The sequence below is a fragment of the candidate division WOR-3 bacterium genome (assembly GCA_026418155.1).
Classification (GTDB): domain Bacteria; phylum Hydrothermota; class Tepidihabitantia; order Tepidihabitantales; family CAIPLT01; genus JAOABV01.
On sequence record JAOABV010000008.1, the window covers coordinates 1 to 14,268 of the forward strand.

Consider the following 14,268-nt stretch of genomic DNA (forward strand, 5'->3'; position numbering starts at 1 on the left):
AGTAGAAGCAGGAACCTTGATTGCAGATGGCAGTGCGGGAAATATTATTTTTACTGCTGAAGAAGAAGCCGGTTACTGGAGTGGGATTGTCTTTGATGATGGAACCAATGACTATCTGACCCGGCTTAATCATTGTATTGTCCAATATGGCGGCGATAATAATCATAATTACGGTCCAGCTAATATTGTTTGTGAAAATTCGGCGCCAAGAATTACTAATACTCAAATTTGCCATGGCCGTGGTTGGGGAATGATTTTGCGTAATAGCACTTTAGACCCAGATAGTCTGAGAAGATATAACCGGTTCTATAATAATGACTCGGGAGATATTAGAGTTGATACGACTAAATTTTATCGGCCACTAATTGCTAACCGCAAAGAAAAAATTAATAATAAAAACGAACCCAAAGCAGATATGCGCTTAAAACCGAGGTCGCGACTCTCTTCCTTGACCAAAAATATTCTACCTCCTAATAGTAAAAATGACAGATTTCTTAAAATTAATCAGACAAAACCAAAGATAAAAGAATAAAGATAATTTCAATACTATTTATGTGAAAGTATACTCCCTTTTATTTTAGCATTAATTTTGCAATTAATAGCGTTGGATGAATTGTTTATCATTAAGAAAGAATAGATTTAAGCCATATCATAATAATCAGATATATTGCTGGATTCGTAAACTCCGATAGATTCATTGCAATTATGAAATATTTTATACAAATTTAGCGTCTTTGGGCAGATTTTCAGTCTTATATTTTAATCTTGACATCATAATAAATTTCTGTTAATATATTATGCAAGTGTGATGTGATGATAGCAAATTATACGATTATTATATTTTCAGTCGTGTGATTTGCTACCATTCAATAATCCACTTAAGAATTAAAAGAAAACTCATACTAACTAATTGAAACTGATGCTAATGAAGAGAGCATTATATTTAATTTTAGGCAGTCAAATAGTTTTATTCTATTTCCTATTCGCTGAGACCGATTCGTTAAAAGTTAAAGAAGGTAAAAGATTTATTATGATTATTGCGCCGCGTGCTTTTCGTGATGAAGAGTTTAGGGTTCCATATGAATTTTTAACCAAAATCGGTCATAGAGTAAAAGTTGCGTCTCGAGACACGATTCTTGCGACAGGAATGCTGGGGTTAGCACTGAAACCACAACTTACAATAAAAGAGATTGATACCTTAAATTATGATGGGTTAATATTAGTTGGTGGAACAGGAGCATCTATTTACTGGGATGACCCAATAGTGCATAGATTAGTTAAGCATTTTGCTTCGAAGCCTAATAAAATTGCGGCTGCGATATGTATTGCTCCGATAACTTTTGCCCGCGCCGGTATCTTAAAAGGCAAAAAAGCCACAGTTTTTCAAGACCGATTTACCTTAAATGAGTTTAAAAAATATGGTGTAATCTATGTAAAAAGCGATGTTGTCGTTTCGGATAATATTATTACCGCTTCAGGTCCTGATGCGGCGATGAATTTTGCTAAAGCAATCGCAACTAAGATTGGAAAGATAAAGCCATAATAAAAATTTTTTTGACTGTAGGAAAAGTTATAAGAGTTAAAAACACTTATCAATAATTTAATGAAAGCAGTTATCCAACGAGTCCTGCAAGCATCAGTCATAGTTGAGAGCAAGGAAGTTGCAAAAATAGATAACGGACTACTATGTTTTTTGGGAATCCATAAATCAGATAATGAAATAAAGTGTATAGAATTAGCCAAAAAGATTAGCAACCTAAGAATTTTTGAAGACGAACAAGGCAAAATGAATCTTTCGCTAATGCAAACCCAGGGTGAAATTTTGGTGGTATCGCAGTTTACGCTCTATGCAGATTGTTCTTCAGGTAATCGACCTTCGTTTACAGATGCTATGGCTTGGGATTCTGCCCGTCAATTATACGAACGATTCATTGCGGAACTACAATATCTGGGTTGCAAAACGAAAAGCGGTATCTTCGGTGCTAAAATGAATGTGGTGTTGAATAATTATGGACCAGTAACTATTATTTTAGAAGTCTAAGTTGCAATCTGAAATTAACCTCATTCCGATATTTAAAATTGATGCCTAATTAGAAATAGTAAAAACATTCACCAATAGAGTGAAAAAGTTAATTCAACGAAAGAGAACTTAACTATGATTAGAAGTATGACCGGTGTTGGCCGGGCAGAAGCGAGTATTCCGCAACGCGGTATCAAAATCACCTGGGAGATTCGCTCGAGTAATCATCGGTTTTTAGAATTGAATATGAAATTACCCCCAATTTTAGATGGCTATGAGAATAAAATTCGCGAAATTGTCCGACAAAATGTTTTTCGCGGAACATTACAATTATCAGTTACGATTCAGGGTGCGGATAATGAAAAAACATTGAATAATAGCCAGCCACGGTTGTTAACCTTGGACACAGACCTTCTAAATAATTTACTTCGGATAAGTAAAAAATTAAAAGATGAGTATAATATATCCGGAGAGTTGAATGTTAATACAATTATATCATTTCCTGGTATAGTCATTCCGGCCAAGACAAACGAAGTTAATAAAAACGAAATGCTCTGGACCCGCACAAAGAGTGCTTTAGTTAAAGCCCTTACTGCGCTAAACAGAATGAAACGAGAAGAAGGAGATTTTTTGTATCGGGATTTTATTAAGCGAGTCAATAATATCCTTAAATTATTAAAAGATATTGAAAAACGAACCAAAATCGTGCGCCAGGAAATTAAGGAAAAAATCCTTGAAGAACGGATGATTTCTCCGCAAGCTGATAATAATAAGGATATTGAAAATCAGTTAGTGCCGTTAACTAAAAGTGATATAACTGAGGAACGAATCCGATTGTTAAGTCACACAAAAACCTTTATCCGAACAATAAAGTCGAAACGGACGCAAAGTGTCGGACGAAAATTGGAATTTATCCTTTCTGAGATGCTTCGGGAAACCGAAACAATGTTAGCCAAGGCAAGAGATACGGCAATTAGTCGTGATGGTATTGCGATAAAAGAAGAAATCGACGCCTTAAAAGAACAAGTGCGAAATGTGGAATAACTTCAAATTACCATCATCTAAAAAATGATAATGACACGATTGTTTAATGTTAAGCGAAAATCGATTATCTTTGTTTTGGCATCGCCCTCAGCCGCCGGCAAAACGACCTTGTGTTATGCGGCTAAAGCACGCGACAAAAATATCTGGTATTCAATATCAGTCACAACACGACCCAAACGACCTAAGGAACGAAACGGTCGTGAATACTATTTTGTTACCGAGCAAGAGTTCAATCAGTTGCTTAAATCTGGTGGGCTTTTAGAACATACTAAAATTTATGATGCTCGATATGGCACACCTAAAAAACCCATTGAAGAGAAATTACAACAAGGAAAAGATGTAATAATGGACTTAGATGTTAAAGGCGTTAAAGCCTTAAAACGGTTTTGGTCCCATACCGTGAGTATTTATATTTTGCCACCATCGATGGAAGAATTATGGCTACGGTTAAAAAATCGAGATAAAGGTAGTTGGGAACAGTTACAAAAACGATTCGCTTCAGCAGAAAAAGAAATGAAAGTTATACCGCAATTTGATTATTTAATCATTAATAAAAACTTAAAACAAGCAATTGACGACCTTTTAGCAATTATTCGAGCTGAGAGACTAAAAGTGTCAAGATTAGTTCTATGAGAACTCTGAAAAAGCGTTACAATACACTCCAAGGATACATCCGCATCGACAATATATCCGCATTAAAGAAGATTCAGCAAACCGAAAGGGAATTCCGTGACCTTATCCAATACCGGATAGGGCTAAATGGATTTTTATCTATTAACTCCAAGACTATATCGGTTATCTTCTTCATCTGCTACAAATTTTCATTCTTTGAATTAAAGACCATTGGGGTCAATAGCAGAAGAGTATCTTTTTCAGAAGTTTCTCTATGAATTGTTAGAAAGGAGTGGTATGAAATATGTTGAAATAGAAGAAATTTGGAAAAAATTTCCTAATAAATATCTTGCATTACTGAAGGCAGCAAAGGAGTCACGAAAAATTCTTGAAGCACAAAAAACGCCATCGGTTAAAGTTCCTCATTCTGAAATTGAGAACGAAGACAATTTAACATCAACAAAATCGTCAATAACTCAAGAGACATCGAGGCAACGAGCACGCAATATTAAAGATATGGCCTCTCCAAAAACGAAGCCGGATGTTGAAAATGTTGCTCAGATTACCATTACCGAAAAAGTAGTTATTGCGGAAAAAGAAGAAACTAATCCTTACATTGCTGGCCTAAAAAGAGTCCTACGCTCGAAAGAATAATGGTCGGATGGCAAAATTAATCTGATTGGTAAGTAAAAAAGTTATGAGAAATTATAGAGCAATTATATTCACCCAAACTTTGATAAATTTTGCTTTGTGATTGGAACAGAATGTGTTTTTCTTCGATTCTTGATATAGATTTTATGACCATTAAGTTTATGAGTTCATTTAAATTCTTAACCAAAATTCGAGAGTTTTTTTGATGACGGAAAATAATAATTTGGAAATTGGATTATATTAAGAAATTTAACGACCTCTCGGATACGCGATGAAATTATTATAGAAATTAGATATTTATTAATAGACTTTTTAGAGAATAGAAATGAAAGAAAAGAATAGTAGTCAATCAGCCTTAACTTCAGTTGCGGCTCAAATCCAAAAAACGTTACCGCAATCAATTGAAGCGGAGCAAGCAGTATTAGGTGCGATGCTTTTAGACCCAGAAGCAGTTGTAAAGGCTTTGGAATTGGTTTCTGAGAGTGATTTCTATCTTCAATCTCACCGGCAGATTTTCCGAGCGATAACTAATCTTTTTGAGCGCAATGTCCAAGTTGATTTATTAACTACGGCAGAAGAACTGTCCAGAATGAAAGAACTTGATAATGTCGGTGGAAAAGAATATCTCTCCACATTGATTGATATGACAGTGACAACTGCTCATATTGAAGAACACTGCAAATTAGTATTAGAAAAATCGATACAACGCAAATTAATTCAGACGGCAACTCAAATAATTACAGAAAGTTATGACCCAACTCAGCCAACCGACGAACTTTTAGACCGTGCCGAACATCTGATTTTTCAAATTAAAGAAAGGGGCATCAGAAAAGGACTGGTGGAAATAAAAGAAGTCTTTAACCCCATAATTAAAAAACTCGAGGAACGATATTCCAAAAGAACTCGGTCAGCAATGGGCTATGAGACAGGATTTGATAAATTAGATGAGATGACCAATGGTTTACAACCAGGTGATTTTATTGTTATTGCGGGTAGACCTGCTATGGGAAAAACTGCATTCGCTTTAAATATCGGTTTAAATGTCGCTGATCACTATAAACAACCAGTTGCGATCTTTTCTTTAGAAATGACGACAGAAACTTTAATCGAAAGAATTATTTGTGCTAAATCACGCATTCCGTTTAATACTCTCAGAAAAGGATTTTTATTGTCGGATGCTGATTGGAGAAACTTGACTAATATTTCATCTTCATTAAAACAACTACCAATATATATTGATGATTCGCCTTCGCCTCGAATTTTAGAGATCAAAGCGAAAGCCCGACGACTTAAAGCCGAAGTCGGATTAGCCTTAATAATTATCGACTATATTCAACTCTGTCAACCAATTGGTCCGCCTTCAAGTCAAAGAAATCGACAACAAGAAATTTCTGACATTTCCCGAGCACTGAAAGCATTAGCCAAAGAGTTAAATGTACCTGTGATTGCGCTCTCGCAACTTTCTCGCTTACCTGAGCGACGTGAAGACCGCAGACCACAACTGGCAGATTTAAGAGAATCAGGCGCAATTGAGCAAGATGCTGACCTTGTCTTATTATTATATCGCTCGGAAGTATATGCCGATTTTATAAAAAATATTGAGCCGGGAGTTGCTGAAATAATTATTGCAAAACAAAGAAATGGGCCAACCGGAACAATTAAGTTATCCTTTCTTAAAGAAACTATGAGATTCGAAAAATTAACCAAGGAAGAAGTGCCCGAGCCGATTATCGGTGAAGAATAATTTTTCTATTACTATGCAATGCTTGATTCAAATTATAAATAACTTGTCAATAATTTGGCCTAATGACTAAAAAGTCAAAAACAGTATTTGTTTGCCAATCTTGTGGTGCGGAAAGTATAAAATGGTTAGGTCAGTGTCCGGCTTGTCAGGGGTGGGGAACTTTAGTTGAAGAAATTCGGACAAAGACTCAAGAACATAAGACTACTAAGACCTTAAAAAATCAACCAGTAATCTTATCGCAGATTACCGCAACGGAAAAATTACGATATACTACTGGCATTAAAGAGTTAGACCAAGTTTTAGGCGGCGGTATTGTTACTGGTTCTGTAATCCTTATCGGTGGCGAACCAGGCATCGGAAAGACTACTCTCACTTTACAAATTGCTAATGCTATCTCCCAACTATCGAAGACAAATAAGGTCCTTTATATAACAGGTGAAGAGTCCATAGAACAGGTCAAACTTCATGCCGAACGTTTAGGCATATCCAATGATAAGATATATCTTTTAGCCGAAAATGAACTTGAAAGTATCTTATCTCACATTCATTCAATCCGACCTATTTTAGTCGTTATTGATTCTATCCAGACTATTTATAGTTCTAATCTGGCATCCGCACCAGGCAGTGTGGCTCAAGTTCGCGAATGCACTGCTGAGATTATGCGCGTAATCAAAAAGGAAGCAATAGAAACAAACCTAAAAACTTCCGCTATTATTATTGGGCATATTACTAAAATCGGTGCAATTGCTGGACCAAAAACCTTAGAACACATTGTAGATGTTGTGCTCTATTTCGAAGGTGATAAGTTTCAGCAATATCGCATCCTGCGAGCAACTAAAAACCGTTTTGGTTCAACCCAAGAAATTGGTGTTTTTGAAATGACTGAACAAGGTCTATCAGGAGTGGAAAGTCCATCACTTTTATTTTTGTCGCTTTCCAGACATAAATTTGATAACAGCAAAAAGATTGCTGGCTCAGTTGTAATTCCAACGATTGAAGGTAGTAGACCGATTCTTTTAGAAGTGCAAGCACTTACCGCACCAAGCTACTACTCGTTTCCTCAAAGAATTACAACCGGATTAGACCTGCGACGCTTAGCTATGTTACTATGTATATTAGAAAGATACTGCGGTATTAATGTCGGAAATCATGATGTTTTTATTAACACCAGTGGTGGTATAAAGATTTCTGAACCCGGAGCCGATTTAGGCGTAATGGTTGCAATCGCCTCGACTTATAAAAATAAACCAATAGCCAGTAATATTGCGATTGTTGGCGAAGTGTCATTATCAGGTGAAATTAGACCGGTTGTGCAAATGAAAAGTCGAATTAATGAGTGTGCCCGAATGGGGTTTAATCAAATTATCGGACCGGCATATAGTTTTATGAAAGATGTTACGGATAAAATAAGCATTGAAACAATCGGCGTTAACACTGTGCGTGACGCCTTAGAAGTGCTCGGAATAATTTAGAATAATGATTGTTAGAATAAATCCATTGGAATTTTGCACTAAGAAATATATTAATAGACTTTTATCATGATATATTAATAGACTTTTATCATGACAATCAAAAAGTTAGAATTTAAGGAGTTTTTATGCTTTTTAGGAAAGAGAAGACATATTTATTTGACTGCCATGCTCTGGCTGATGGCAGAATTGTTGGTATTATTAAAAGTGGCTTAATTACTGGTAAATTTATTCTTTTGACCGAACCGTTAGCTTTACTACATAAACAAGTTAATTTGGATGAAGCCAGTATCACCCGAATTAATGAAAATAGAATTCGAATCCAAGATATCCAAAAGAAAAACATAATTGTAATTAATAAACAGTTAAATAAACAAGAATTTACTCAATTAATAAAAAGATATCAACCACTTATTATTACTACCACCTATGAAATAAAAGAGAATTTGATTACTGCAATGTCGGATACCAATCGTATTGAACTGAAAATTATCGCCCTGAATCAGTTGTATGAAATTCTTAAACCAGATTATTTGCCCGGAACTGAATTAAAAGTAATGGTAACAAAAAAAGGTAAAGAATTAGATGAAGGTATTGGTTATTTAGAAAGCGGAACTAAAGTTATTATTGCTGGAGGCGCAAAATCCATTGGCAAAGAAATCGAAGTTATTGTTCAAGGCTCGTTAGAAACAACTGTGGGAAAACTTATTTTTGCGCGACCTAAATATATCGAGGTAAAATAAGAAAAAATTCTTGAGTCGTATTTTCAGAATATTTACAAAACAAAAAAATCAACGAAATAAAATCTCAACACCAGTCCAGATATAATAGGAAATCAGTCATTAATAAGAGATACCTTTACCCTATTTTTGATTAGGGTATTAAATAAATTGAATTAAGTTTCAATCCTTTCCTAAGGTATTTCGTGTATACATTATTTCAATATTACGGACATTGCTAATACCGACTCAGCAAAATTAATCAGAAATTCAGACGAAATTTCTCTTACAAAAATGTTCATTCAGTTAATTATAATCAAAAAAGTAGCGTCAAGAATTTGGTGTAAATTTTTTCCATCAGGTAAGTTCTCATTTTTTCTTATTATTAAAATTGTCCGAAATATAAGATGTTCTTTTATTCTTAACATGACAAATCTAAATTTATATAAAATATTATACAAGTACCTTCGGCTTTGATTATCCCATCATATTCTACTTGCATGGTGCTTTGTAACAATTGTTTCAGGATTTCTTATATGGCTTGAAATAACCATTGGTGGTTTTTGCTCTTCGTGTAAATAATCGTTGGTTATTAGCCATGGGTTATTTTCTTGCTGAAATGTAAGTTATATATTCATAGGTGTGTTCTCCTTTTTTGGTTATTAAAATTGTTATTTATCATAGGAGATTATACCCTTATTTTTAATATCTCAAGTTAGAATTTACACAAAATATTATATTCTGCTCAAAAATAATAATGTTGACAAATTTATTCAAAAATGGTAAGATTTATACAATATTATTAAATAGTCTAACCCAAATGCAAGTAATCTTTATGCGCAGTAATTTAAGACAAAGAAGACAAAAAGTGAGTTTTTTGTTTTTAGGTTTATCTATAAATTCACTTTTTAGATTTATTCTCAAATTAACAAAGAATATCAAGTCACAAGTAAATTATGAATTAATTGTCGATTGATAAAGATGTATTTATAGGGGGCTTGTAATGAGCAAAACTTTATCGGATATCGAAGCAGTTGAAGTGCTCGCTGAGGCAAGAAAAAAAATTGAACGCGAGATTGAAAAAGTAATTGTTGGACAGAAAAAAGTTATTGAAGAAATTCTTATTTGCCTTTTGTCAAATGGGCACGGATTGATAATAGGTGTTCCTGGTTTAGCAAAGACATTGATTATCAATACCTTAGCACAAGTTTTAGATTTATCTTTTAATCGGATACAATTTACTCCAGATCTAATGCCGTCTGACATCACGGGCACGGAAATTATTGAAGAGGACCCAGGAAGAGGAAAAAGGAATTTTCGTTTTGTGCCGGGTCCAATTTTTGCGAATATTGTTTTAGCCGATGAGATTAATCGGACACCACCAAAAACACAGTCAGCATTATTACAGGCAATGCAAGAGCGTAAAGTTACGGTCTCAGGTATTACTCACCAGTTACCCTCGCCATTTTTTGTTTTAGCAACACAAAATCCAATTGAACAAGAAGGAACTTATCCTTTACCTGAGGCACAGTTAGACCGGTTTATGTTTAGTATCTATATAAATTATCCTTCAATTGAAGAGGAACTGGAAATTGTCAAGACAACTACATCGGCTTATATACCTCAATTGAATAAAGTGCTTAATAGCACTGAAATCTTAGACCTTCAGAGATTGGTCCGGCGAGTCCCGGTTGCGGATGATGTCATAAGATATGCTGTGGAACTGGTTGCTCTCACTCGTCCTTCTCAAGATGGTAAAGTGAAGTTTATTAATGATTGGGTGAGTTGGGGTGCTGGACCACGTGCCTCTCAATATTTAATACTTGGGGCAAAAGCGCGCGCAATTTTAGAGGGCCGTTACACACCTGACCGTGAAGATATCAAATCAGTTGCTCAAGCAGTTCTACGCCATCGAATCGTAACTAATTTCAACGCTGAAGCTGAAGGTATCAAAGCCGATGAAATTATTCGGAGATTAATTTTAGTAAAACCTGAATAAAAAACCAAAGTAGGATTGCTATGAAAAGCCAATTAATTTTTAATGTCTTAAAGATAAAAACTGAAAAAATGAGATATGACCTTGTAGTATCAGCAGAAGAATTAGAGATTACCAATTTAGACCTAATCGGTCCAGTCCGATTGACCTTTGACTTATATCGTAATGCCAACTCAATTATTTTGACCGGTTTTATTGACTTTACAATAAAACTTGTCTGTTCAAACTGCCTTAAAGTTTTTGAGCAGAAATTTTCTGAGAAGGTTTATCAAGAATATATTAGGGGAAAAGAACCGATTAAAGACTATTTCCAACAATTAGAAGACATTGACTTTGACCGCGAATATTATGATTCGGATTTTATTAATCTTACCGGAGTTATGCGAGACACCGTCGAATTAGCAATTCCTTTAGCTCCTTGGTGTAGCCCGGATTGCAAAGGAATTGAAGAAAACACTGAATGAAAGCATACAAGTTGTTTCACTGTTATTGTTAATTTGAAAAAATATGAAAGTTAAGTTAATTTTATATGTGGTCTTAGGTTTAATAATAGTTTGTTTTCGATTAGGAGCACAGGATAACGGATTTTTATCGGTATATTCTGAGCCGAGTGGATTAAGAATTTATTTAGATGGTGATTTTATAGGAACGACACCAATTATAAATTATCCCTATAAACCAGGAGAATATAGTATTAGTATCTTTTCTTCTGATACGATTGAACAAAAGTATTGGCGCCTTACAAGTGGTAGTCTTGCTTCCCGACTTTCCGCATTATGGGATTTGAGTAAAGCAGGAGCCGGAACAAAGCGGGTTAAAATTAGTTCCAATCAAAACATCGAAATTTTCTTCTCACTACCGAAAATAAATCGCACGCCAACAAAAGCGAAATTGCTAACTACTTGTTGTCTTGGAACTGGATTCTCATTTGCCTTTCTAATTGGTTATTTTGTCGCTAATCTGGTATCTGGAGACTAAAATTGCAATTTCAAAAGTTTTGGTCTCGACTTATGTTAATAATTACAATTCTGGTAATTATAACTATTGCGTCCTTTTCTTTTATTGTTGCTGAGACCAATAGAATTAAGGGTAAAGAAGCAATGTTTTATAAAAAACTGGATAATCAACGGGTCTTATGCGAGTTATGTCCGCGATATTGTGTAATTTTGCCTACAAAACGGGGCTTCTGCCGAAACCGGGAAAACCGCAACGGAACTTTATATTCAATAGTTTATAACCGTCCCTGCAGTATAGGCATTGAACCGATTGAAAAAGCGCCATTCTACCATTTTTTGCCGGGTGAAATGAGATTAACTTTAGCAACTGTTAGTTGTAACCAGCGATGTAAATACTGTCAGAATTGGCAACTTTCACAGGTTTCAGTTGAGGATATAGAAAACTATTATATGACACCAGAAGATGTCGTGCGTACTGCTCAAGAGAAGAATTTGAAGATTATCTGTTTTACCTATACCGAGCCGATAGTCTTTTATGAATATATGTATGATATTGCAAAATTAGCCAGAAAAGCCGGGATAAAAACTGTGGTCGTAACCGCAGGATATATTAATCCGGAACCATTAAAAGAATTATGTAAAGTGGTAGATGCAATTAAAATTGATTTGAAAGGTTTTACCGAAAAATTTTATGAAGAGGTCTGCCAGACTACTTTACAACCAGTTTTAGAAGCATGCAAAACGATTAAACAAGAAGGTATCCATTTAGAAATCGTCAATTTAGTCGTGCCAACATTAAATGATGATACTAATAAGATAAAAGAAATGTGTTTATGGATAAAAGAAAATTTAGGCACCGAGATTCCAATTCATTTCACGCGTTTCTTTCCTCAATACAAGTTACAAAATCTACCACCAACACCGATTTCATCATTAGAGCGCGCAGTAAAAATTGCTCAATCGACGGGATTGAAATATGTCTATATTGGCAATGTTCCAGGTCATAAATATGATAATACTTATTGTCCGACCTGCGCCAAATTGCTATTAAAAAGACAGGGCTACTCAATTGTGGAAAATAATATTATTAATAATAAATGTAAATTTTGTGGCACGAAAATTTATGGATTATTTAAGTAATTAAGAATAGTGAAAAGTACAGTCTATTACATCCCTGTTAATAAAATTAATGCTGTTTCTATAAACCAGGCAGTAGTTAATACAAATTTTATTTTTCAATTAATAAACGCAAAAAATATTGGAATTAAGGTTCACTTTGGTGAAGCCGGTAATAATAATTACTTAGAACCTAAATATGTTAAAATGTTTGTAGATTTAGTAAAAGCGAAAGGCAAAAACCCAACACTAATTGAAACCTCAACGCTTTATCGCGGTCAACGCCAAAATCGGATATCTCATATTAAAATTGCTTATGAACATGGTTTTAATGAAAACAATGTTGGCGCGCCAATCGCAATTTTAGATGGCGAAAGAGGAGAAGCGTTCGAGGAAATTGAGGTTAGTTTAAATTATATTCGTAATGCAAAAATTGCCCGCGGGCTAAGAGATTATGATACCTTAATCAACTTAGCACATTTCAAAGGCCATTTTGTTGTCGGTTTTGGCGGCGTAATTAAAAACATTGCCATGGGACTCTCTGCTAAAGGTGGCAAATTAGAAATGCATTCACAAACAAAACCTTTTGTCAAATTAGATAAATGTAATAAATGTGAAACCTGCGTTTCCGTCTGTCCCACTGATGCAATTATCATATCAGATAAGGGTGCTGAAATCAGTTCAACTTGTGTTGGTTGTGCCAGTTGTGTTGAAGTCTGTCCAGAAAATGCGATTAAGATTAATTGGAATGAAAGTTCAGAACTAACGCAAAAAAAAATGGCTGAATATGCCTGGGCAATTCTCAAAAATAGAGTGTCTTTGCATTGTAATTTTGCCTTAAAAATCACTCCCAATTGTGACTGTATGGATAGAACCGAAAAACCAATTTTATCGGACATCGGTCTTTTTATTTCTTTAGACCCTGTTGCGTGCGACCAAGCAGTTTGGGACCGAACGAAAAATAAAATAAATGAATTGTATTCAGAAATAAACCCGGAAATTTTATTAGCATATTGTGAACAATTAGGCTTAGGCAATAGACAATATGAAATTTGTGAAATCCAGCAATGATAAAAATTATTTCTAAAGATATACCACTAAAGCAAATTTGAGATTGTAAGGTAGAGAGATAATGGATAACTTGAACAATTCCGAAGATTCGCCAATACAACAAGAACCAATCCAATTAAAAGAAACCGAATATCATATCCAGACCGAGACATTTTCTGGACCGATTGAATTACTGTTATATCTAATAAGAAAAGATGAAATTGATATTTTTGATATTCCCATTGCCAAAATTACTGATGATTATCTTGGTTATCTTCGGCAAACTGAAAAATTGAATTTAGAGCTTAGTTCAGATTTTTTATTAATGGCGGTAGTCTTAATCCGGCTTAAAGTGCAACAGATGTTACCCAAAGTTCAAGAACCAGAAGAAATCCCTCAACCCATCAGTCTTGAAACCGTGTTGGCGGAATTTCAAAAATATGCGGGAATTGCGAGTTTCTTAAGTTCTTTAGAATCAAAACGATTAGAATCATTTCCTCGCAAAGGACCACCTTTAGAAGTTTTGCCCGAAGCAGGTGGTGATATTTATCTTTTAATATCTGCATTCCAAAATGTATTATCAAAAATTAGACCCAAACCGACTTTAGAAATTCAACCTATTGAGATTCGATTAGAAGATAAAATTACTGAACTGCGCCAAATTTTTATTCATAAACAGAAATTATTCTTTTCAGAAATTGCTCTTAAAGCACAAACAATTAGTGAAATTGTCATATTATTTATTGCCATCTTAGAATTAGTCCGATTGGGAGAACTTAGAGTAAAGCAAAGCGTCGAGTTTGCCGAGATTGAATTAGAGCGTAGAATACCTCTTGACATTTCCCAATAATATTATATAATTATCCAGTAATAAATTTTAAGGTAATTAGG

At 34.6% G+C, this 14,268-nt stretch carries 15 protein-coding genes; all 15 read left to right on the top strand.

Translation table 11 applies throughout. The annotated features are described in order from the left end of the window. On the top strand, positions 1 to 532 hold a 532-nt coding region (locus tag N2201_01975), incomplete at its 5' end, for a hypothetical protein (GenBank protein ID MCX7784988.1). A gap of 393 nt (positions 533 to 925) precedes the next feature. Further along, entirely contained in the window at positions 926 to 1,543 is a 618-nt protein-coding gene (locus N2201_01980) for a DJ-1/PfpI family protein (GenBank protein MCX7784989.1), read from the top strand. A 60-nt stretch (positions 1,544 to 1,603) separates the two neighbouring features. Next, positions 1,604 to 2,041, top strand: coding sequence for a D-aminoacyl-tRNA deacylase (gene dtd, locus N2201_01985; GenBank protein ID MCX7784990.1), 438 nt, complete (start codon positions 1,604 to 1,606; stop codon positions 2,039 to 2,041). 114 nt (positions 2,042 to 2,155) lie between these two features. Next, positions 2,156 to 3,064 carry a YicC family protein gene (locus N2201_01990; protein ID MCX7784991.1) on the top strand — a complete coding sequence of 303 codons (909 nt, stop codon included), beginning with the start codon at positions 2,156 to 2,158 and terminating at the stop codon, positions 3,062 to 3,064. A 30-nt stretch (positions 3,065 to 3,094) separates the two neighbouring features. Further along, a complete protein-coding gene (gene gmk / locus N2201_01995) occupies positions 3,095 to 3,697 on the top strand; it encodes a guanylate kinase (GenBank protein MCX7784992.1) in 603 nt (200 codons plus the stop codon). Between the two features lie 276 nt (positions 3,698 to 3,973). After that, positions 3,974 to 4,330 (top strand): hypothetical protein, encoded by a 357-nt coding sequence (locus N2201_02000; GenBank protein MCX7784993.1) that lies wholly within the window; start codon positions 3,974 to 3,976, stop codon positions 4,328 to 4,330. Positions 4,331 to 4,652: 322 nt separating this feature from the next. Then, on the top strand, positions 4,653 to 6,071 hold the full coding sequence (dnaB, locus tag N2201_02005; GenBank protein ID MCX7784994.1) for a replicative DNA helicase: 1,419 nt from the start codon (positions 4,653 to 4,655) through the stop codon (positions 6,069 to 6,071). Between the two features lie 62 nt (positions 6,072 to 6,133). Continuing rightward, entirely contained in the window at positions 6,134 to 7,543 is a 1,410-nt protein-coding gene (radA, locus tag N2201_02010; GenBank protein ID MCX7784995.1) for a DNA repair protein RadA, read from the top strand. A 125-nt stretch (positions 7,544 to 7,668) separates the two neighbouring features. Continuing rightward, the gene (locus N2201_02015) at positions 7,669 to 8,283 is read left to right on the top strand and encodes a TRAM domain-containing protein (protein ID MCX7784996.1); all 615 of its coding nucleotides are present in this window, start codon (positions 7,669 to 7,671) and stop codon (positions 8,281 to 8,283) included. Positions 8,284 to 9,262: 979 nt separating this feature from the next. After that, positions 9,263 to 10,258 (top strand): MoxR family ATPase, encoded by a 996-nt coding sequence (locus tag N2201_02020; protein MCX7784997.1) that lies wholly within the window; start codon positions 9,263 to 9,265, stop codon positions 10,256 to 10,258. A gap of 20 nt (positions 10,259 to 10,278) precedes the next feature. After that, positions 10,279 to 10,719 (top strand): DUF177 domain-containing protein, encoded by a 441-nt coding sequence (locus tag N2201_02025; protein MCX7784998.1) that lies wholly within the window; start codon positions 10,279 to 10,281, stop codon positions 10,717 to 10,719. Between the two features lie 43 nt (positions 10,720 to 10,762). Then, a complete protein-coding gene (locus N2201_02030) occupies positions 10,763 to 11,233 on the top strand; it encodes a PEGA domain-containing protein (GenBank protein ID MCX7784999.1) in 471 nt (156 codons plus the stop codon). Between the two features lie 32 nt (positions 11,234 to 11,265). Beyond that, a complete protein-coding gene (gene amrS, locus N2201_02035; GenBank protein MCX7785000.1) occupies positions 11,266 to 12,351 on the top strand; it encodes an AmmeMemoRadiSam system radical SAM enzyme in 1,086 nt (361 codons plus the stop codon). A 9-nt stretch (positions 12,352 to 12,360) separates the two neighbouring features. After that, on the top strand, positions 12,361 to 13,398 hold the full coding sequence (locus tag N2201_02040) for a DUF362 domain-containing protein (GenBank protein MCX7785001.1): 1,038 nt from the start codon (positions 12,361 to 12,363) through the stop codon (positions 13,396 to 13,398). Positions 13,399 to 13,459: 61 nt separating this feature from the next. Beyond that, on the top strand, positions 13,460 to 14,227 hold the full coding sequence (locus N2201_02045; GenBank protein MCX7785002.1) for a segregation/condensation protein A: 768 nt from the start codon (positions 13,460 to 13,462) through the stop codon (positions 14,225 to 14,227). The last annotated feature ends 41 nt before the right edge of the window (positions 14,228 to 14,268 follow it).

Coding starts and splice junctions, on each gene's coding strand:
- N2201_01980 (MCX7784989.1), top strand. CDS start 926: ATGAAGAGAGCATTATATTTAATTTTAGGCAGTCAAATAGTTTTATTC.
- dtd (MCX7784990.1), top strand. CDS start 1,604: ATGAAAGCAGTTATCCAACGAGTCCTGCAAGCATCAGTCATAGTTGAG.
- N2201_01990 (MCX7784991.1), top strand. CDS start 2,156: ATGATTAGAAGTATGACCGGTGTTGGCCGGGCAGAAGCGAGTATTCCG.
- gmk (MCX7784992.1), top strand. CDS start 3,095: ATGACACGATTGTTTAATGTTAAGCGAAAATCGATTATCTTTGTTTTG.
- N2201_02000 (MCX7784993.1), top strand. CDS start 3,974: ATGAAATATGTTGAAATAGAAGAAATTTGGAAAAAATTTCCTAATAAA.
- dnaB (MCX7784994.1), top strand. CDS start 4,653: ATGAAAGAAAAGAATAGTAGTCAATCAGCCTTAACTTCAGTTGCGGCT.
- radA (MCX7784995.1), top strand. CDS start 6,134: ATGACTAAAAAGTCAAAAACAGTATTTGTTTGCCAATCTTGTGGTGCG.
- N2201_02015 (MCX7784996.1), top strand. CDS start 7,669: ATGCTTTTTAGGAAAGAGAAGACATATTTATTTGACTGCCATGCTCTG.
- N2201_02020 (MCX7784997.1), top strand. CDS start 9,263: ATGAGCAAAACTTTATCGGATATCGAAGCAGTTGAAGTGCTCGCTGAG.
- N2201_02025 (MCX7784998.1), top strand. CDS start 10,279: ATGAAAAGCCAATTAATTTTTAATGTCTTAAAGATAAAAACTGAAAAA.
- N2201_02030 (MCX7784999.1), top strand. CDS start 10,763: ATGAAAGTTAAGTTAATTTTATATGTGGTCTTAGGTTTAATAATAGTT.
- amrS (MCX7785000.1), top strand. CDS start 11,266: ATGTTAATAATTACAATTCTGGTAATTATAACTATTGCGTCCTTTTCT.
- N2201_02045 (MCX7785002.1), top strand. CDS start 13,460: ATGGATAACTTGAACAATTCCGAAGATTCGCCAATACAACAAGAACCA.